The following is a 19,893-nucleotide window of genomic DNA, read 5'->3' on the forward strand; positions in this document are numbered from 1 at the left end:
GTCGAGTTTTTTCGCGGGTGTGCGTGCGCGGGCCCACAGTGGTGGCGTCGTTAGGCTTTCGACCATGTTCTCGCGCTTCGTTGCTCTGGGTGATTCGTTCACCGAGGGGGTCGGTGACGACGACCCCTCCTCCCCCAACGGCGTGCGTGGGTGGGCCGACCGGGTGGCCGAGCAGTTGGCTGCGGTGCGGGCGGACGTGACCTACGCGAATCTGGCGATCCGGGGGCGGTTGTTGCCCCAGGTGCTGGCCGAGCAGCTTGGTCCGGCGTTGGAGATGAAGCCGGATCTGGTGACGCTGTACGCGGGTGGCAACGATCTGATGCGGCCGAAAGTCGACATCGACGTGTTGTGCGACGACTACGACGCGGCGGTGGCGCAGTTGGCGGCGACGGGTGCGACGGTGGTGCTGTTCACCGGGGTGGACGGCGTGGAGGACCCGGTGTTCCGGAGGATGCGGGGTCGGACCGCGGTGTACAACGAGCACGTGCGGTTGATCGCGGCTCGGCACGGGGCACGAGTGGTGGATCTGTGGGCGATGCGGTCGCTGCGGGATCGGCGGGTGTGGTCGGATGACCGGATCCATCTGAACACGCACGGCCACGTGTTGGTGGCGGCGGAGGTGCTGGACGTGCTGGGGGTCGAGCACGGGGTGTCGCCGACGCCGTTGGGTGAGGCGGTCGTGTTGAGTCGGGCGCAGCAGCGTGCGGAGAACCTGCGGTGGGCGCGGGAGCACGCGCTGCCGTGGCTCGGTCGGCGGTTGCGGGGCGCGTCGTCCGGGGACGGGCTTCGGCCGAAGCGGCCGACGTTGGCGCCGGTGACGTCCGAGGTCTGAGCGCCTCGAAGGCGGATGAGGAAGGGGGCGGCACCCGATTCGGTGCCGCCCCCTTCCTCATGGTCGGAGTGTCATTGCCGTCCGAAGGGCGGGCCCTGCGGCGGCATCTGCCCGCCGTGCGGGGGCGGGTAGTGCCCCTGCTGGGGGTTGCCGAAGGGAGGCTGCTGCGGGGGCTGTTGCGGCTGCGGGAGCTGCGGCGGTGCTGCCGGGGGCGTGGCCTGCGGCGGCGCGGGCGGCGGGACGGACTGGGTCGACTCGTCCTGCTCGGCGTTCGACGGCTCGTCCTGCTGGCGGGTGCCCTTGAGGGCGGACGCCGCCGGGGACGGTGGTGTGCCGCCGGGGGTGTTCAGGGGGCTGGGCACCTCCTGGCGGGCGACCTTCTCGGCTTCGCGGACCGCTTCGGCCACCTTGGGGTCGGTGGAGGTGTCGAACCAGGCCGACACCTCGTCGTCGTCCATCGTCGGGGACGGGGTGTCCTCGGCGGGCGGCTCGTAGCGGAAGACACCGTCGTCGCCCTTCGCGCCGAACTGGCGGGCGAACCCTTCGAGTGCCTTGCCGAAGTCGCTGGGCACGAGCCACACCTTGTTCGCGTCGCCCTGCGCCATCTGCGGGAGGGTCTGCAGGTACTGGTAGGCGAGCGCTTCCGGGGTGGGCTTGCTGGCCTTGATGGCGGCGAAGACCTTCTCGATGGCCTTGGCCTGGCCCTGTGCCTGCAGGTAGCGGGCGGCGCGTTCACCCTGGGCGCGGAGGATGCGGGACTGCCGTTCGGCCTCGGCCGACAGGATGGCGGCCTGCTTGGAACCTTCGGCCGAGAGGATCTGGCTCTGCTTCTGTCCTTCGGCGGTCTTGATGGCGGCTTCCCGCTCACCTTCGGCGGTGAGGATCATGGCGCGCTTCTCGCGGTCGGCGCGCATCTGCTTCTCCATCGAGTCCTGGATGGAGGGCGGCGGGTCGATGGCCTTGAGTTCCACGCGCGCGACGCGGATGCCCCATCGGCCGGTGGCTTCGTCGAGCACGCCGCGGAGCTGGTTGTTGATCTGGTCGCGCGAGGTGAGCGCGTCCTCCAGGGACATGCCACCGACGAGGTTGCGCAGCGTGGTGGTGGTGAGCTGCTCGACACCGACGATGTAGTTCGAGATCTCGTACACGGCCGCGCGGGAGTCGGTGACCTGGAAGTAGACGACCGTGTCGATCGAGACGGTCAGGTTGTCCTGGGTGATCACCGGTTGCGGCGGGAACGAGACGACCTGTTCGCGGAGGTCGACGCGGGCGCGCACCTTGTCCAGGAAGGGCACCAGGAAGTTCAGTCCCGGTCCGGCCACTGTGCGGAACCGGCCGAGTCTTTCGATGACCGCCGACTGTGCTTGTGGGACCACCATCAACGACTTCGCGATCGTGATGATCACGAACAGGGCGATGATGGCGACCACGATCCATGTTGTCGCGTCTTCCACGACCCTCTCCTAACTGCTGCCGTTCTTCGTGGACACCGCGCGGGGCGGTGTCAGGGTGAGGTCGAGACGACGGCGGTCGCGCCGGCGATCTCGACGACGGTGACCGTCGTGCCGGGCGGGATGACGTCCGTGTCGGTCAGGCTGCGTGCCGACCACACCTCACCGGCGAGTTTGACTTGTCCGCCGGAGCCGTCCACCGTGGAGACGGTCACGGCGGTGGTGCCGAGCAGGGCGTCGGTGTGCATGGGCACGTTCGTCCCGCTCAACAGCTTGCGCTTCAGCGCGGGTCGGGCCAAGACGATGAGCCCGGCGGACGACACAGCGAACACGAGCACGTCGATGATCGGGTTGCCGGTCAACGCCGCCGAGGCGGCTCCGGCGAGCGCCCCGAGGCCGAGCATCACGAGGACGAAGTCCCCGGAGAGTACTTCGGCGACGACGAGGACGAGCCCGACGATGAGCCAGATGATGGCCGCTGTCATGGGGTCATGCTCCCAGATCCCCGATCAGGGCACCGACCGGTGGCCGTGCCGTTTTCCAGCCGTTATGTTCCGTTGCTTGCGAGGTCGTCATTCGGTGACGAAGTCGATGAGGCGTTCGACGGCGCCGAGCAGTGGGGTTTCGAGGTCTCGGAAGCTGTGGACGCCGGCGAGGACGCGGCGCCAGCCGTCGCTCGGTTCGCCCCAGCCGAGGGCCGCGCACACCCCGCTCTTCCAGTCGGTGCCCTTGGGGACGACCGGCCAGGCGGGGATGCCGACGCTGGCGGGTTTGACCGCCTGCCACACGTCGACGTAGGGGTGGCCGGTGACGAGCACGTGTTCGTGGTGGATCGTCGAGACGAGGCGGGCTTCCTTGCTGCCGTCCACGAGGTGGTCGACGAGCACGCCGAGGCGTCGGCCGGGGCCGGGGTCGAAGTCGGCGATGCGGTCGGCGAGGGTGTCCACGCCGTCGAGGGGTTCCACGACGACGCCCTCGACGCGCAGGTCGTGGCCCCAGACGCGTTCGACGAGTTCGGCGTCGTGCAGGCCCTCGACCCAGATGCGGGAGCCGCGGGCGACGCGGGCGCGGAGCCCGTCGACGCGCACGGAACCCGACGCCGACCGCGACGGCGTGCGGGGGTGTTGCGGTCGGGGTGGGACGAGGGTGACGGGGCGGCCGTCGAGCAGGAATCCGGCGGGCGCGAACGGGAACACCCGGTGTCGGCCGTGGCGGTCCTCCAGCACGACCCCGTCGGGTTCGCAGCGCACGACCGCGCCGCAGAACCCGCCCGCGGCGTCCTCCACGACCAGCCCGTTCTCGGCGGGTACCTGCGGGATCTGCCGCGTGCGGCGGGGTGTGGCCAACACGTCGTCATAGGAATGGGAACGCACGGCCGTGACCGTAGCCGCAGGTCGCTTCTCCCCCGCGATGCCACGCCGGTGCGGCGCCGGTCCCCCGGGCGTGCCGTGGCCGGGTGTGGTCAGAACAGTGGCCAGGGCAGCGCGCGCCAGTCCTCGCCGGGTGCGGGGAACGTGCCGTCGGCGAGCAGCGCGTCGCAGCGGTCGCGGAGCGCGCGGATTTCGTCGGTGGTGAGGTGCTCGGCGAGGGTGGAGCCGAGGTCGTGGTCGAGGTCGAAGCGGAGTTTGTCGAGTTTGCCGATCACGTCGTCGGGCAGGGGTTGGCCGATCCAGCCCCACAGCACGGTGCGCAGTTTCGGGTCGGTGTGCAGGCAGATGCCGTGGTCGATGCCGTAGACGCGGCCGTCGGCGCCGTGCAGGACGTGTCCGCCCTTGCGGTCGGTGTTGTTGACGACGACGTCGAGGGCGGCGAGTTCCCGCACGCCCGGGTGGTCGGCGTGGGCGAGGACGGCGGGGCGGCCGTCGGCGTCGTGGGCGTGGAGGACGACCCGCCAGTCGTCGGGGACCTCGTCAGCGGGGCAGACGTCGACGAGGTCGGTGTCGGCGGTCTCGATCCAGAGCTGCACCATGCCCTCACCGAAGGGGCCGTCACGCAGGACCGTCGGGGGCACGTCGCCCAGGCCGCAGGCCGCGGAGATCAGGTAGGTGGCGACCTCCCGGCCCGCGAGGGTGCCGTCGGGGAAGTCCCACAGGGGCCGCTCCCCCGACACCGGCTTGTAGACGGCGTTGGCGGTGACCCCGTCGAGGGTCACGGCGCAGAAGAGGGTGAGGTTCGAGGCGTCGACGAGCCGGCCTTCGACGTCGAGGGTGCCGCGGGTGAGCAGTTCGGTGGCCGCGGGATCGGTCGCTTCCACGTGGTGCGCCACCGTGTGGTCAGTCCTCGTCGGAGAGTTCGGTGTTGCGCCGGTAGCCGTTCTGCCTCGGGCAGATGTGTCCGGTGGGGTCGAGTGGTTCCCCGCAGAGCGGGCACGGTTTGCGGCCTGCCTTGACGACCCGGTCGGCGCGGGTGGCGAAGGCGCGCGCGGCGGCGGGCGTGAGGAACACGCGCACCGCGTCGGGGCCTTCCTCGGTGTCGTCGAGCACGACCGCCTCGTCGATCTCGGTCTCGGTGATCGCGAGGAGTTCGATCACCACCGCCTTGCTCTCGGCGTCCCAGCCGAGCCCCATGGTGCCGACACGGAACTCCTCCTCGACGGGGACGTCGAGTGGGTCGTTGTCGATCAGGTCGTCGGGGACGTCGTCCGGGACGTCGGCGCCGAACCGGGTGGCGATCTCGTCGAGCAGCGACGCGAGTCGTTCGGCGAGGACCTCGACCTGCTGCTTCTCGATCGTGACGCTGATCGTGCGCGTGTCCTCACGCGCTTGCAGGTAGAAGGTGCGATCGCCGGGTTGCCCGACGGTGCCCGCGACGAAGCGGTCGGGTTGACGGAAGACGTGGATGACACGAGCCATGGCACCTCCGACCCTATGCCAACTCCCACGATCGAGCGCGTTCGGGGGCTGGAGTCTCACGCAAGATCTTCTAGGCTGGCGCAATGCCTTCACTCGCACCCTACGGCAGCTGGACATCCCCGATCACCGCTCACGACGTCGCCGCGGCCGGTGTCACCCCGCAATGGGTGGACGTCGTGGACGACGCGGTGTGGTGGGCCGAGGCGCGGCCTGCGGAGAACGGGCGGGTGGCGTTGATGCGGTGGGTCGGCGGGGCCGTCGAGGAGGTGCTGCCCGCGCCGTGGAACGCACGCAATCGCGTTCACGAGTACGGCGGGCGCCCGTGGTTGGCGGTCGGTGACCAGGTGGTGTTCACGCACTGGGACGACCAGCGCGTCTACGCGCGCGACCTGCGCGACGGCACGATCACACCGCTCACCCCGGAACCGGAACGCCCGCAAGGGGTGCGGTTCGCCGATCTGCGGCCGGGGCTTGCAGGCGAGTTGTGGGCGGTGCGGGAGCGGGTGACCGGTGCCGGTCGCACCGACGTGCAGCGGGATTTGGTGGCGGTGTCGCTGTCGGGTGGGCAGCCGCGCGTGTTGGCCGCCTCTCACCACTTCCTCACCGCGCCGCAGTTGTCCCCCGACGGTCGTCGTGCCGCGTGGTTGGGGTGGGAGCATCCCGCGATGCCGTGGGATGAGACGTCGTTGTGCGTGGCCGATGTCGCGGCCGACGGCACGTTCGGCCCGCATCGGGTGGTGGCCGGTGGTGACGGGACGTCGGTGTGTCAGGTCGAGTGGGACGGTCCGGACGCGTTGCTCGCGCTCGCCGACCCGGACGGCTGGTGGGTGCCCCATCGCGTGGTCCTCGACGGGGAGCGCGTGTCGACGACGCCGTTGACGACGGTGGAGGAGGAAATGGGTGGCCCCCTGTGGAAGCTGGGGTCGCGCTGGCTGACCGCCCTCGGCGGAGGGCGGCACGCCGTGTTGTTCTCGCACGGGCTGGCGGTGTTCGACGAGGCGACCGGGTCGCTCACGCCGGTGGCGGAGGAGCTGACGTCGTGGACGCCGACGCTGGCGCGGCACGGCGACGCCGTGGTGGGCGTGGCGGCCGGGCCTCGGCGTGGGGTGTCGGTGGTGCGGGTCGACCTGCGGGACGGTGCGATCTCCGACCTGACCGATCCGCCGCCCGCGCCGCCCGCGGAGTACCTGCCCGTGCCGGAGGTGCGGACGTTCCCGGCCGAGGACGGCAGTCTGATCCCGGCCTACGTGTACCCGCCGACCAATCCCGACTTCGTGGGGCTCGACGGGGAGAAACCGCCGTTCGTGGTGCACGCGCACGGTGGTCCCACCGGCCGTAACCACGCGGTGCTCGACCTCGACTTCGCGTACTTCACCAGCCGCGGGATCGGTGTGGTGGCGGTGGACTACGGCGGTTCCACCGGCTACGGTCGCCGCTACCGCGAGCGGTTACGGGGTCAGTGGGGGGTGGTCGACGTGGCCGACTGCGCGACCGTGGCGCAGGCACTCGTCGACGACGGTGTGGCCGATCCCGAGCGGTTGGCGATCCGGGGAGGCAGCGCGGGTGGTTTCACCGCCGCGGCCTCCATCACCACGGTGCGCACCTACCGGGCGGCCACGGCGAAGTACCCGATCCTGGACCTGCTGCCGTGGAGCAGCGGTGGTGGGGAGACCCACGACTTCGAGTCGCGTTACGCCGAGGGGCTCGTCGGGCCGTTGCCGGACGTCGACGGCCGGTACACGCACCGCTCCCCCGTGCACAATCTGGACTCGTTGGCCGGTCCGGTGCTGCTGTTGCAAGGGTTGGAGGACGAGATCTGCCCGCCCGAGCAGGCGGAACGGTTCGTCACGGCGCTCCGGGGCAGCGGTGTCCCGCACGCGCTGGTGACGTTCGACGGTGAGCAGCACGGGTTCCGGAAGGCGGAGACGATCGTCGCGGCACTGAACGCCGAACTGGCGTTCTACGGAGAGGTGTTCGGCTTCGCCGTCCCGGAGGTGCCGCCGGTGCAACTACAGAGGTGACGAAAACGACAGGGGGAGGTGACCGTGCCCGCTCACGTACGCAGGGTACGGCCCGGTGACACAGTGGCTCTGGTGGCGTGCTCGGGTCCGGTGGACGCCGACTCGCTGGACGCCGGGGTCGAGGTGCTGGAGTCCTGGGGACTGCGGGTGCGACTCGGGGGCAGTGTCCGCGCCCAGCATCCTCGATTGGGGTATCTCGCGGGGACCGACGTCGAACGCGCTCGCGACTTCGAGCAGGCCTGGCTGGACCCGGAGGTCGCGGCGGTGATCTCCGCGCGCGGCGGTTACGGCAGTCAACGCATGCTCGACCTGGTGGACTGGGAGGCCGTGCGGCGTGCCCCCGAGACGGCGTTCGTGGGGTCGAGCGACGTCACCGCGGTGCACGCGGCGGTGGCCGCGCACGTCGGGACGCCGACCGTGTTGGCGCCGATGCCCGCGATGGCCTACTTCGACGCGGTGGCGGCGGAGCATCTGCGGTCGGCGTTGTTCGAGCCGCAGACGCCTCGCCGTCTGCCCAGTCCGCGCGCGGAGACGATGCGGGGCGGGCGGGCCCGAGGGCCGCTCGTCGGGGGCAACCTCAGTGTCCTCGCCGCGAGTGTCGGTGGTCCCGAGTTCCGGCCCGCGCGTGGCGCGGTCGTGGTGCTGGAGGACGTCGACGAGGAGCCTCATCGGATCGACCGGATGCTCACCCAACTGTTGCGGGCCGGGTGGTTCGAAGGGGTCGTGGGGCTGGCGTTGGGGTCGTGGACCGACTGCGGCACCGACTGTGCGGTGGTGCGCGACGTGCTGTGGGATCGGTTGGAGCCGCTGGGGGTGCCGATGGTGTGGCGCATGAATGTGGGACACCATCCCGGTGCGTTGGCGTTGCCGCTGGGGGTGCCGGTGGAGCTGGACGCCGACACGGGCACCCTCACTGTCGTCCCGGACCTCGGGTGCCCGGCCGAGGTGGTGGAGTCGACCTAGGCTCACGCCCATGCGGATGGAGGCGGCGACGGCGCGGCGGCTGTTCACGGCGGCACGGGTGGCGCGGTTGGCGACCGCGGACGCCCAGGGCGTTCCGCACCTGGTTCCCGTGACGTTCGCGGTGGTCGGCGACGACGTGGTGTGGGCGGTGGACGCGAAACCGAAGTCCACCACGGCGTTGCGCCGGTTACGCAACATCGCGGCGCAACCGGCGGTGTCGCTGCTGGTGGACCACTACGCCGAGGACTGGTCGACGTTGTGGTGGGTGCGCGTGGACGGGCACGCGACGGTCGGGACCCCGGAAACGGACGGCGCGGCGGTGGCTGCGCTCGTGGCGAAGTACCCGCAGTACCGGTCCACCGCGCCCGGTGGACCGGTCGTTCGCGTGCGGATCAGGCGGTGGAGCGGCTGGTCGGCGACGACTCCCCCGCCGTCGTAGCGAGGGGGGTCTCGGGGTCGGGTTCCCGCTTCCACACTCCGATGAGGCCGAGCGGGTCGGCCTTCAGCAGCGACGCCGCACCGTAGAGGCTCGCGGCGATCACGCCGATGATGAACCACCAGTCGTAGAGGCTCTGCTCACCGGTCGGGTAGTACACCAGCACGAGGAACATCGACACGGCCACCATGCCGGCGAGGTGCACCCGCCGCCACGGGAACGCCGACAGGATCACGAAGCCCCAGGTCAGGTACCACGGCAACGTCGGGGGCGCGAAGATCGCCACCGCGAGCAGGGTGATGCCCATGCGCATGATGGCCTCCCGGCCACCGTGGCGGGCCTTCCACCACTGCCACACCATGACGGCGATGAGCGCGAGCCACGCCGCGCCGCGCGCCACGGTGACGAACGGGGACGAGGGCACGTCCACGACGAGGTTGACGAGGGTGTGCGCGATCTCGCCGAGTCCGGTCGGGAAGTTCAACCAGTTCGCGATGAGCTGCGGCGCCTGCAGGCCGGTGACCCAGCCCAGGTTGAACGAGCCGAGCGACACCCACGTCCCGAGGGTGAACACCGCGCCGAAGATCGCCAGGGACGGGGTGACGGCCTTGACGAAGCGGCGGAACAGGCTTTCCTCGTGCGGCAGGTGGTTGGCCCACACCCACACCAGGAACGGCAACGCCACCGCCGCGGTCGGCTTGATCAGCATGCCCACGGTGACGAGCACGATCGACAGGGCGTGCTTGCGTTCCAGCGCGGCCCACACGCCGATGGTGAGGAAGCCGAGCATGAGCAGGTCGTTGTGCGGGCCGCCGACGAGGTGGATGACCATCATCGGGCTGGCCACGGTCAACCACATGGTCACCGGCAGTCGACCACCGAGGTGGCGCACGAGCTTCGGCAGCGACCACAGCAGACCGGCCAGGCCGACCAGCATGATCACGCGCGTGAGGATGACCCCGGCGATGATGTTGTTGCCGGTGAGGGCGACGGTGTGTTCGGCCACCATCAGATACAGCGGCCCATACGGCGCCGGGGTGGTCTGCCACAACCAGTGCACGTTCTGCACGACGTCCGGCAGGACGTCGAGCGCGGCGGGACCGTAGTCGTACGGGTCCAGACCGTGCAGCAGCTGGGCGCCCTGCCCGAGGTAGGAGAACACGTCGCGGGTGAACAGCGGCGGCGCGATCAGCAGCGGCGCCATCCACGCGAACGCGGCGACGAGGATCGGCCTGGTGCCGATCCGGCCGGCGAGCGCGTAGCGCCCCAACCGGACCCAGGCCCACACGACGAGCCCGAATCCGACGTACAACACTGCGGTCGACAGGGCGTGCCCGTGGCCGTACCGCATCCACGACAGGGGTCCGGTGCCGATGACGGGGTCACGGACGAGGATGCCTCCTGCGCCCAGTGACGCGAGCATCAGCACCACGCTGCCGATGACACCCATCGTGATGGTGCGGTACGGGAACGGTGACGTCTCCCCGGCACGGGGGTCCCGTGCTCCTGCGGTCTCCTCCGCGGGCGTCTCGGCGCTCGGCGCGGAATCGGTGGTGGTGGCCATACTGCGTTCTGAGGTTACACACCGCGACGGAATGCGCTCGTCGAAGGTGTCGGCAACGCCGCGAGCAGTGATCTGGTGTACTCGTGGCGTGGGTTGAGCAGCACGGTCTCCACCGGTCCCTGCTCGACGATACGGCCCTGACGCATCACCGCGACCCGGTCGGCGATGGCCCACGCCAGCCCGAGGTCGTGAGTGATCACCAGGGCGGCGAGACCGAGATCACGGCGCAGTCGCAGCAGCAGCGCGAGGATCTCGTTGCGCACCGTCGCGTCGAGCGAGGCCACCGGCTCGTCGGCGATCAGCACGCTCGGGTCGCACGCCACCGCCCCCGCGATCACCACACGTTGCCGCTGGCCACCGGACAGCTCGTGGGGCAATCGGGACAGGAAGCGTTCGGCGGGTCGGAGCTCGGCCGCCTCCAGCGCAGCGACGACGATGTCGCGTTCCTCGTCGCCTCGGCCGTGGATGCGGGGGCCTTCCGCGACCGCCTCGTACACGGTGTGCCGCGGGTTCAGGGCGCTGGTGGGGTCCTGCAGCACGAGCTGCACCCGCCGCCGGTAGGCACGCAGCCCCGACATGGACGTCGGCAGCAGGGCGCCGTCGAACAGCACCGACCCCGAGGTGGGTTTCTGCAGGCCGAGCAGGGTGCGCGCGAGAGTGGTCTTGCCGGAGCCGGACTGACCGACCAGGGCGACGATCTCCCCGGGGCGGACGCCGAGGTCGACCCCGTCGACGGCCCGCACCACCTGCCGGGCCCGATCACGGAACGTGACGACGAGGTCCCGGGCGGCCAGGATCTCACCGTCCGGGTCGCTGTCGCCGGCACCGGCTCCGCGGCCGATCACCGCGGTGTCACGGTCGGTGACCATGCGGGACTCGGGGTCTCCGATGCGGTGGATCGCGGCGGCCAGGGCCCGGGTGTGGTCGTGGCGGGGGTTGTCGAACACCTCGCCCGACGGGCCCTCCTCCACCACCTCACCCCGGTACATGACGGCGACCCGCTCGCAGGTCTGCGCCAGCACGCCCAGGTCGTGGCTGATCATGACGAGCCCGATGCCGCGCTGCGCGACGAGATCGCTCAGCAGCCGCAGCACCTGGTCCTGCACGACCACGTCCAACGCCGTGGTCGGCTCGTCGGCCACGATCAGCTTCGGCTCGCACGCCAACGCCATCGCGATCATGACGCGCTGTTTCTGGCCACCGGACAGCTCGTGCGGGTAGGCGTTCGCGCGTTCCGGCGGCAGGTCCACCTGGCGCAGCAGTTCCGCCACGCGGTCCTTCGTCGCCCCGTTGGCGGTGGTGTGCAGGCGGATCGGTTCGGCGATCTGTTCCCCGACGGTGCGCACCGGGTTCAGCGCGTGCATCGCGCCCTGGAACACGATCGACGCGGCCGACCACCGCACCGCGCGCAGCCGCCCCCACCGCATGGTGTTGACGTCCTCGCCGTCGAGGTGGACCTCGCCGGTCACGGTCGCCGTCTTCGGCAGCAGCCGCAGCACGCTCATCGCCACGGTGGACTTGCCGGACCCGGACTCGCCCGCGATGCCGAGGGTCTCCCCCGCCCGCAGGGTGAGGTTCACGTCGCGGACCGCGGGCACCTCGCCGCCCGCGGTGCGGTAGGTGACCCCGAGGCCTGTCAACCGGAGCAAGGGGGTCTCAGGCGTCTCCGGCGCCATCACTGTCCTCTCAACCTCGGATTGAGCACGGTCTCCAGAGCCCGGCCCACCAGCGTGAAGCACAACACGATCACCACGATCGCCAGTCCGGGCGGCAGCAGGTACCACCAGGCGCCCGCGCTGACCGACCCCGACGACAACGCCGTCTGCAACATCGAGCCCCACGACACCGCGCTCGGGTCGCCGAGGCCGAGGAACGACAGCGTGGATTCGGCGATGATGGAGTTGCCGACCACCAGTGTCGTGTTCGCCAGCACCAGCGGCAGCACCGCGGGCAGCACGTGACGGCCCAGGATGTGGCCGTGGCCGCCGCCGAGCGCGCGGGCGCGTTCGACGAACGGTCTGCTCTCGATCGTCAACGTCTGCGCGCGCACCAGCCGGGCCGTCGCGGGCCACGAGGTGACACCGACGGCGAGCACGATGGTGGCGATGCCCTGCGGCAGCACCGTGGACAGTGCGATCGCCAGCACCAGCGCGGGCAGCACGAGGAAGAAGTCGGTGAACCGCAGCAGCACGCTCGACACCCAGCCGCCGAAGTGGCCTGCCGCCAGACCGACGGTCGTGCCGATGACCACCGACAGGATCGTCGCGGCGAAGCCCACGAGCAGCGAGACCCGCGCGCCCCACAGCGTCAGCAGCAGCACCGAGCGGCCGTCGACGTCGGTGCCGAGCGGGAACTCCAGGCTCGGCGGTTGCAGCGGTGTCCCGGGGGCCGTGGTGACGTCGAGGTCGGCGGCGTCGGTGAACAGCGGCGCCGTCACCGCCAACAGCACGACGGCGGCGAGCACGCCCAGCCCGATCAGGCCGCCGCGTTGCCGTCGGAACTCGCTCCACACCGACGCCGCCGCCGCGCGCCGTCGCTGCCACACAGGAGAGGTCATGACTCACGCACCCTCGGGTCCAGCACCCGGTACAGCAACTCCGCCACCAGGTTCATCAGCAGCACCGACCCCGCCAGCACCACGAACACGCCCTGCAGCAGCGGCAGGTCGGGTCCCCGCAGCGCCTGGTAGGTCAGCAGACCGAGGCCCGGCCAGGAGAACACCGTTTCCACCGTGACCGTGCCCGACACGACCATGCCGAACTGGAGGAACACCAATGTGACGGTCGGCAGCAGTGCGTTGGGCACGGCGTGCCGGCGTCGCACGAGGTCGTCGCGCAAACCCTTCGCGCGCGCGGTCGTGAGGTAGTCGGCGCCCATCTCCTCCAGCAGCGACGAGCGCATGACGAGCATGTACTGGGCGTAGATCACCGCGAGCAGCGTCACGCACGGCAGCACCAGGTGGTGTGCCACGTCGAGGAACTGCGCGATCGGGTCATCGGGGACGACCGGGGAGCGCATGCCGCGGCTGGGGAACAGGCCCTGGGTGGCGATCAGCAGGAGCAGGCCGAGCCAGAACTGGGGCACCGACCACAGTGTCAACGCCACGCCGGTGTTGACGCGGTCGAACGTGCGGCCGCGGCGCCACGCCGCCCGCACGCCGAGCCACAGTCCGAGTGCCACGGCCAGGGCGGTGGCCGTGCCGACCAGCAGCACGGTCGGCCAGAACCGCTCCCCGATCATCTCCGAGACCGGCCGGTTGTACACGTAGGACGTGCCGAGGTCGAACCTCAGCAGCCCGGTCACGTAGTCCAGGAATTGTTCGGGGATCGACTTGTCCAGCCCCAGCCGTTCCCGCAGCGCGGCGAGCTGTTCGGGGCTGGTGGGCCGGTCGCGGGTCATCGTGGCCACCGGGTCGCCCGGAATCATCCGGAACAGCAGGAACCCGAGGACGACGACCAGCCAGAAACTCGCCAGCGCTCCCCCGACTTTGGCGGCCACGAACCGCACGGTCGCGGGAACGGTCTTCACACCGCCGCGCCGTTCCGAGCCCTGGGGACTCGGGTCCGGCGCGGCGTCGGTCGACGTCACCGTCACGGTCGACGTCACTCCCTGTCGTCGGCGGAGGAGCGGCGGCGGGCGACGACGGTGCCACCGATGGCCACCAGGACCAGCGCCCCGGCTCCGAGCGCGACCCACACGCCCGCCGACAGGCCGGAGTCGTCTCCGCCCGCGCCGGTCACGGGCTGGGCGCCGTAGAAGCCCCAGTAGCCGGTCTGCTCCATGATCTGGCCCTCACCCTTCGGCTGCTGCACGAAGCCGGTGAAGCGGTCCGACCGGTAGGCCTCCAGCACCATGTCGTAGCCGAGGACGTAGCTCGGGGCCATCTCGTAGTAGCGGGCCTGCGCCTTGCGGACGAGTTCCGACCGCTTCTTCGGGTCGAGCTCGGCGGCCTGCTGCGCGTAGAGCTTGTCGTAGGTCTCGTCGCAGAAGAACGCGTTGCTGCTGCTGCTTCCCGAGGCGGCGGGCAGGGCGGCGCAGGTCTGCTTGGCGAGGATGTAGTCCGGGTCCGGGTTCGTGCCCCAGCCCGAGAATGCGAGGTCGTAGTGGCCGGACGACGTGGTCTCGTCCACCTCGTTGTCCGACACCAGGTTCTTCGACACCGCGATGCCGATCTCCTTGAGCCAGGACACGATGTAGTCGCTCGCGCGCTGGGCGTAGTCCTCGCTGGCGCGGCCGGTGAGCCGGAATTCGAGGCGGTTGCCGTCGGGGTCGACCCGGATGCCGTCGGGGCCGCGTTCGTAGCCCGCCTCGTCGAGCATCGCGTTCGCGGCGTCGGGGTCGAAGTCGTAGCGGACGTCGTCGGTGGGCTGGTAGTGGAAGTCCTCGTAGATCGGTGGGACGAGCCCGCCGGGCAGTTCGCCGTAGCCGCCGAGCACCTTGTCGACCAGGACCTGCGGGTCGATCGCCGTGGCGATCGCGCGGCGCACCGTCACGTCCCGCAGCGCCGGGTGGCCGTCGCCGATGGCGTCGCCGTCGGCGTTCTGCGCGCCGGGGTTCATCAGCAGTTCGCGGTAGCGGCGGCCGGACGACTTGTTCGTCTCGATGCCGTCCTCACCCTGCAGGCTGTCGAACTGCGCCCGGGTGAGCCGGTTGATGAAGTCGACCTCGCCGTTGCGCAGCGCGTTGACGGCCGCGTCGGCGTTCTCGAACTTGATGAAGTGCAGCTCGTCATAGGCGGGGGCGCCACGCCAGTAGTTCTCGTTCGCGGTCATGCGCACGAGCTCGTTGGGGCGGTACTCGGCGATGAGGAACGGGCCGCTGCCCACGCCCACGACCTCGACGCTGTCGGTGACCGGGTCGTGCATGTCCTCGATGTCGGACCACACGTGTTCCGGCACGATCGGCACGTCCAGTGCCGTCATGCTGGCCTGCGGCTCCTTCGTCTCGATCACCAGCGTGTGCTCGTCGGCGGCGGTGACCTCGTCGAAGTTCTCGACGTAGCTGCCGTTGGCTTCCGCCGCCTTCGGGTCGGACATGATCTTGTTGAAGGTGAACGCGGCGTCCTCCGCCGTGACGGGTTCACCGTCCGACCAGGTCATGCCCTCGCGAATGTGGAACGTCCACGTGAGCTTGTCGTCCGACGCCTCCCAGGACTCGGCCACACCACCGGTGGGCGTGGCGTCCTCGGCCGACGGCAGAGTGAGGAACTCCCACGAGAACCGGCCGATCATCGCGCTCGACGAGAAACTCGCGGTGAACGGGTTCAGGTGGTCGATCTCCTGCACCAACGCCACCCGCAACACCTGGGGCGCGTCCTGCGCCGACGCCACGGGCACCAACGGCCCCACCATCGACAACGCCGCGGCCGCCGCGCCCATGGGCACGAGTCGACGCCGAACACGAGTCCAACTCACTGTGTACACCTCACTGGGATGCGAGAGAGGATGCCGGAGCGGAAAAGTAACCACTCCCCACACGACGCTGTCAACGATTTGCGCCCTCCGGTGTGCAACCTGTGACTTCACGGCTAGGTTGGACACCCGTGAGGATCATGATTTCCGCCGACATGGAAGGCGCCACCGGCGTGACCTGGACCGATGACGTGGTCCCGGGCACCGAACAGTGGCAGCGGTTCCGTCGGCTGTTCACCGGAGACGTCAACGCCGTCATCGCCGGACTCGCCGAGGGCGGCGCGACCGACATCCTCGTCAACGAGGCGCATTCCTCGCAGCGCAACGTGCTCCTGGAGGACCTCGACCCGCGCGCCCGCATGCTCACCGGGCGCCACAAGCCACTGTCGATGATGGAGGGAATCGACAGTGGCGTCGACGGCGTGGTCTTCCTCGGCTACCACGCCGGTGCCGGCTGCGACGGCGTGCTGTCCCACACCTATCTGCCCAACCAGATCACCGGGGTGTGGCTCGACGGCGTGCCCGCGAGCGAGGGCCGTCTCAACGCCGCGTTGGCCGCCGAGTACGGGGTGCCGGTGCTGCTGGTCAGCGGTGACGACAAGACCTGCGAGGACGCCCACGACTACGCGCCCGACGCCGCGACCGTCGCCGTCAAGCAGTGCGTCAGCCGCTACGCTGCCATCTGCCTTCCCCCGTCGCGCACCAGCGCCGACCTCACCGCTGCCGCGGAGGAAGGCATGCGCCTCGCCGGACGGGGCACCCCCCGTACGACGAGCCACCACATCGACGTCGAGTTCGACGCCAGCCACCTCGCGCAGGCGGCGGCCGTCATCCCGACCGTCGAGCAGACCGGTGTCCGCACCGTCGGGTTCGACGCGGACACCATGACCGACGCCATGAAAGCCTTCAAGATCGTCACCGCCATCGCCGACGGCGCCGTGCAAGGCAAGTACGGCTGAACCCGACACCACGACCGACAACACGAACGACCCGAGGGCGGTGTGACCCCCCATGACAGCCGACGTCGTCGACCTGTGCGCACAACTGGTCCGTTTCGACACCACCAACCACGGCGCGGGCGACGCCCGAGGCGAACGTGACGCCGCCGAATTCTGCGCCCGCACCCTCGCGGCCACGGGCGTCGAACCGACGATCCTCGAATCGGCGCCCCGACGCGCCAACGTCGTCGCCCGCGTCCCCGGCGACGACCCCGACCTGCCCGCCCTGCTCATCCAGGGACACCTGGACGTCGTGCCCGCCGACGCGAGCGAGTGGAGCGTCGACCCGTTCTCCGGCACCGTCGCCGACGGCTACGTGTGGGGGCGCGGCGCGGTCGACATGAAGGACTTCTGCGCCACCGTCCTGGCCGCGCTGAGCTCGCTGGCCGCCGCGGGCCGCCGCCCCCGCCGGGACATCGTGGTCGCGTTCGTCGCCGACGAGGAGGACCGCGGCGAGTACGGCGCCCACTGGCTCACCGCGAACCACGCCGACCTCTTCAGCGACTGCGCGGCCGCCATCAGCGAGTCCGGCGGCTACACCTACCACGTGCCCGCGGCCGACGGCCGCATGGTGCGCCTCTACCCCGTCGGCACCGCCGAGCGCGGCACCGCGCACCTCAAGCTCACCGCCCGCGGCCGCGCCGGGCACGGCTCCCGCCGCAACGACGCCAACGCCGTCACCCGCCTCGTCGGCGCCCTGCACGCGCTGGCCGCCCACACCTGGCCCGTGGTCCTCACGCCGACCGTGGAGGCGTTCCTCGAACGCACCGGCAAGGCCCTGGACGTCGAGATCGACCTCAACGACGTCGACGCCACGCTCGACCGGCTCGGCGCCGCCGCGCCGCTGGTGGAGTCCACCGTCCGCAACAGCGTCACCCCGACCGTGCTGTCCGCCGGGTACAAGGTCAACGTCATCCCGGGCGTGGCCGAGGCGCACGTGGACGGGCGGGTGCTGCCCGGCACCGAGGAGGCGTTGCTCGCCGAGATCGACGCGCTGATCGGGCCCGACGTGCAACGCGAGTTCCTCTCCCGCAGCCCGTCGGTGCAGGCTCCGGTCGACTCGCCCTGGTTCGACTCGATGGCCGACGCGTTGCGCTCGCAGGACCCCGACGCGGTCGTGGTGCCGTACTGCCTGGGCGGCGGCACCGACGCCAAGGCGTTCAGCGAACTCGGCATCGACTGTTACGGCTTCGCGCCCCTGTGGTTGCCGGAGGGTTTCGACTACCGCGCCATGGCTCACGGTGTGGACGAGCGCGTCCCGGTCGAGGGCCTGCGGTTCGGGGCGCGGGTGATGGAGCACTTGCTGCTCAACGCCTGACCGGCCCGTTCCGGGGTGATCATGCCAACAGTGCTCAATCGGTACAGGTGAGATGACGCACCCGAGCCGGAAGGCGAACGACCGATAACATCCCGGATACAAGCACTGGAACCGTCAGCAGGAGAACGTCATGACGCAGGCCCCTGTCAACGTCACCGTCACCGGCGCCGCCGGCCAGATCGGCTACGCGCTGCTGTTCCGCATCGCGTCCGGCCAGCTTCTCGGCCAGGACAAGCCGGTGCGGCTGCGGTTGCTGGAGATCCCGCAGGCGGTGAAGGCAGCCGAGGGCACCGCGCTCGAACTCGAAGACGGTGCCTTCCCGCTGCTGAAGGGCATCGACATCTTCGACGACCCGAAGCAGGCGTTCGAGGGCACCAACGTGGCCCTGCTCGTCGGCGCCCGTCCCCGCACCAAGGGCATGGAGCGCGGTGACCTCCTCGAGGCCAACGGCGGCATCTTCAAGCCGCAGGGCGAGGCGATCAACGCCGGCGCCGCCGACGACGTCAAGGTCCTGGTCGTCGGCAACCCCGCCAACACCAACGCGCTGATCGCCCAGGCGCACGCCCCCGACGTGCCCGCCGAGCGGTTCACCGCGATGACCCGCCTCGACCACAACCGCGCCGTCGCCCAGCTCGCCAAGAAGCTCGACGTCGCCGTCACCGACATCAAGAAGCTGACGATCTGGGGCAACCACTCCGCCACGCAGTACCCGGACCTCTTCAACGCCGAGGTCAAGGGCCAGAACGCGGCCGAGGCCGTCAACGACCAGCAGTGGCTGGAGAACGAGTTCATCCCGCGGGTCGCCAAGCGTGGCGCCGAGATCATCGAGGCGCGGGGCGCGTCCTCCGCCGCTTCGGCCGCCAACGCCGCCATCGACCACATCTACGACTGGGTCAACGGCACCCCGGAGGGTGACTGGGTGTCCATGGGTGTGCCGTCCGACGGCTCCTACGGCATCCCCGAGGGGCTGATCTCGTCGTTCCCGGTGGTCTGCAAGAACGGCTCCTACGAGATCGTGCAGGGCCTGGAGATCAACGAGTTTTCCCGTGCTCGCATCGACGCCTCGGTGGCCGAGCTCGCCGAGGAGCGCGACGCAGTCGCCAAGCTCGGCCTCATCTGAGACACGGGCTGTCCTTGTCGCCTGGTCGCGGTGTCCGCCGCGGCCAGGCGATTTTCTTTGTGGGGGTCGGCGCGGGTCTCCTCTTCCCGGACCGCGTGACGTGTGTTCTCGCCTCGTGAGCTGCGACCATGAGAGCGGGAAGACCTCGACCCTCCCGCCATGGTCATGGACGCGACGGCAGCGCAGGAGACGTTCACCGCCTACGGCCCCTCGCACGGGGCGATGCTCGTCGTGTTCGTGCTCGGCGCGCTGGTCCTCGTGCGGTTCGGCCGACGCCACCGCCACAGCCCGACGGAACGGCAGGTCACCCGCGTCTTCGGCGCGGTGCTGCTCGCGGCCGCCGTCATCGCGCTCGGCTACACCCTGACCGCCCGTGACCGGCCGCTCGTCGACACCCTGCCGCTGCACCTGTCGGACCTGGCCGGGTTCGTGGCCGCCGCCGCGCTGCTGACCCGCTCCCGCCGCGCCTTCGCCCTCACCTACTACTGGTGTCTGACGCTGTCCCCGCAGGCGTTGTTCTTCCCCGTCCTCGACGCACCGGACTTCCCCCACCACGAGTTCGTGGCGTTCTGGGGCCTGCATCTGCTCGTGGTGTGGGCAGCCGTCTACCTCACGTGGGGCCTCGGCCGACACCCCACCTGGCAGGACTGGCGCACCACCGTCACCATCACCGCGGCCTGGGCCGCCGTCGCGATGCTCGTCAACAGCGTCACCGGCACCAACTACGGCTACCTGAACCGCAAACCCGCCACCGGCTCGGTGCTCGACCTGCTCGGCCCGTGGCCGTGGTACGTGGTGGCCGAGGTCGCGCTGATCCTCACCGCGTGGGCGCTGCTGACCTGGCCGTGGACCCGACGCACCCGCCGACCGCGGCGCCGTGACAGCGTGGGCGGTCTGCCGACGACCTGACCGCCCACGCTGTCACGC

The 19,893-nt window shown here is 70.5% G+C and carries 18 protein-coding genes; 8 read left to right on the forward strand and 10 right to left on the reverse strand.

Annotated features, from left to right (window positions below):
• The first annotated feature begins 64 nt into the window (after positions 1–64).
• Positions 65–832 carry an SGNH/GDSL hydrolase family protein gene (locus tag JAV51_RS06810; RefSeq protein WP_197319801.1) on the forward strand — a complete coding sequence of 256 codons (768 nt, stop codon included), beginning with the start codon at positions 65–67 and terminating at the stop codon, positions 830–832.
• A gap of 71 nt (positions 833–903) precedes the next feature.
• Here JAV51_RS06810 and JAV51_RS06815 read toward each other — a convergent pair whose 3' ends face one another.
• The 5 genes from JAV51_RS06815 to JAV51_RS06835 form a co-directional block, all read right to left on the reverse strand.
• A complete protein-coding gene (locus tag JAV51_RS06815) occupies positions 904–2,286 on the reverse strand; it encodes an SPFH domain-containing protein (RefSeq protein WP_307845758.1) in 1,383 nt (460 codons plus the stop codon).
• Positions 2,287–2,336: 50 nt separating this feature from the next.
• Positions 2,337–2,768, reverse strand: coding sequence for an NfeD family protein (locus JAV51_RS06820; protein WP_197319802.1), 432 nt, complete (start codon positions 2,766–2,768; stop codon positions 2,337–2,339).
• Positions 2,769–2,855: 87 nt separating this feature from the next.
• Entirely contained in the window at positions 2,856–3,656 is an 801-nt protein-coding gene (locus JAV51_RS06825; protein WP_197319803.1) for a DUF3097 domain-containing protein, read from the reverse strand.
• A gap of 89 nt (positions 3,657–3,745) precedes the next feature.
• Positions 3,746–4,537 (reverse strand): SCO1664 family protein, encoded by a 792-nt coding sequence (locus tag JAV51_RS06830; RefSeq protein ID WP_307845759.1) that lies wholly within the window; start codon positions 4,535–4,537, stop codon positions 3,746–3,748.
• A 19-nt stretch (positions 4,538–4,556) separates the two neighbouring features.
• Entirely contained in the window at positions 4,557–5,135 is a 579-nt protein-coding gene (locus JAV51_RS06835) for a DUF3090 domain-containing protein (RefSeq protein WP_197319805.1), read from the reverse strand.
• An 83-nt stretch (positions 5,136–5,218) separates the two neighbouring features.
• Between JAV51_RS06835 and JAV51_RS06840 the strand changes: the two genes are divergently transcribed.
• Genes JAV51_RS06840 through JAV51_RS06850 form a run of 3 tightly spaced genes read left to right on the forward strand, consistent with a single transcriptional unit; the run spans position 5,219 to position 8,558 of the window.
• The gene (locus JAV51_RS06840; RefSeq protein ID WP_197319806.1) at positions 5,219–7,156 is read left to right on the forward strand and encodes a prolyl oligopeptidase family serine peptidase; all 1,938 of its coding nucleotides are present in this window, start codon (positions 5,219–5,221) and stop codon (positions 7,154–7,156) included.
• 24 nt (positions 7,157–7,180) lie between these two features.
• Positions 7,181–8,119, forward strand: coding sequence for an LD-carboxypeptidase (locus tag JAV51_RS06845; RefSeq protein ID WP_307845760.1), 939 nt, complete (start codon positions 7,181–7,183; stop codon positions 8,117–8,119).
• 10 nt (positions 8,120–8,129) lie between these two features.
• Entirely contained in the window at positions 8,130–8,558 is a 429-nt protein-coding gene (locus tag JAV51_RS06850) for a TIGR03668 family PPOX class F420-dependent oxidoreductase (protein ID WP_197319808.1), read from the forward strand.
• Here JAV51_RS06850 and mptB read toward each other — a convergent pair.
• From mptB to JAV51_RS06875, 5 genes are read right to left on the reverse strand one after another with little or no spacing between them, the layout of a single operon-like run.
• Positions 8,512–10,119, reverse strand: a complete 1,608-nt coding sequence (gene mptB, locus JAV51_RS06855) for a polyprenol phosphomannose-dependent alpha 1,6 mannosyltransferase MptB (RefSeq protein ID WP_197319809.1) — start codon at positions 10,117–10,119, stop codon at positions 8,512–8,514. The genes JAV51_RS06850 and mptB overlap by 47 nt on opposite strands.
• A gap of 14 nt (positions 10,120–10,133) precedes the next feature.
• Positions 10,134–11,795 (reverse strand): ABC transporter ATP-binding protein, encoded by a 1,662-nt coding sequence (locus tag JAV51_RS06860; protein ID WP_197319810.1) that lies wholly within the window; start codon positions 11,793–11,795, stop codon positions 10,134–10,136.
• On the reverse strand, positions 11,795–12,676 hold the full coding sequence (locus JAV51_RS06865) for an ABC transporter permease (RefSeq protein ID WP_197319811.1): 882 nt from the start codon (positions 12,674–12,676) through the stop codon (positions 11,795–11,797). The genes JAV51_RS06860 and JAV51_RS06865 overlap by 1 nt, the downstream gene beginning before the upstream one ends.
• Positions 12,673–13,725 (reverse strand): ABC transporter permease, encoded by a 1,053-nt coding sequence (locus JAV51_RS06870; protein WP_197319812.1) that lies wholly within the window; start codon positions 13,723–13,725, stop codon positions 12,673–12,675. The genes JAV51_RS06865 and JAV51_RS06870 overlap by 4 nt, the downstream gene beginning before the upstream one ends.
• Positions 13,722–15,497: an ABC transporter substrate-binding protein gene (locus tag JAV51_RS06875; RefSeq protein ID WP_197320107.1), complete on the reverse strand. Its 1,776-nt coding sequence runs from the start codon at positions 15,495–15,497 to the stop codon at positions 13,722–13,724. Before JAV51_RS06875 ends, JAV51_RS06870 begins: the two co-directional genes overlap by 4 nt.
• Before the next feature lie 173 nt (positions 15,498–15,670).
• Between JAV51_RS06875 and JAV51_RS06880 the strand changes: the two genes are divergently transcribed.
• From JAV51_RS06880 to JAV51_RS06895, 4 genes are all read left to right on the forward strand, one after another.
• Positions 15,671–16,489 carry a M55 family metallopeptidase gene (locus JAV51_RS06880; protein ID WP_197320108.1) on the forward strand — a complete coding sequence of 273 codons (819 nt, stop codon included), beginning with the start codon at positions 15,671–15,673 and terminating at the stop codon, positions 16,487–16,489.
• A 52-nt stretch (positions 16,490–16,541) separates the two neighbouring features.
• On the forward strand, positions 16,542–17,846 hold the full coding sequence (locus JAV51_RS06885; protein ID WP_197319813.1) for a M20/M25/M40 family metallo-hydrolase: 1,305 nt from the start codon (positions 16,542–16,544) through the stop codon (positions 17,844–17,846).
• A 130-nt stretch (positions 17,847–17,976) separates the two neighbouring features.
• Positions 17,977–18,966: a malate dehydrogenase gene (locus tag JAV51_RS06890; RefSeq protein WP_197319814.1), complete on the forward strand. Its 990-nt coding sequence runs from the start codon at positions 17,977–17,979 to the stop codon at positions 18,964–18,966.
• Positions 18,967–19,131: 165 nt separating this feature from the next.
• Positions 19,132–19,875 carry a TIGR02206 family membrane protein gene (locus tag JAV51_RS06895; protein ID WP_197320109.1) on the forward strand — a complete coding sequence of 248 codons (744 nt, stop codon included), beginning with the start codon at positions 19,132–19,134 and terminating at the stop codon, positions 19,873–19,875.
• Positions 19,876–19,893 lie beyond the last annotated feature (18 nt).

The sequence above is a fragment of the Saccharomonospora sp. NB11 genome, assembly GCF_015910535.1.
Lineage (GTDB): Bacteria > Actinomycetota > Actinomycetes > Mycobacteriales > Pseudonocardiaceae > Saccharomonospora.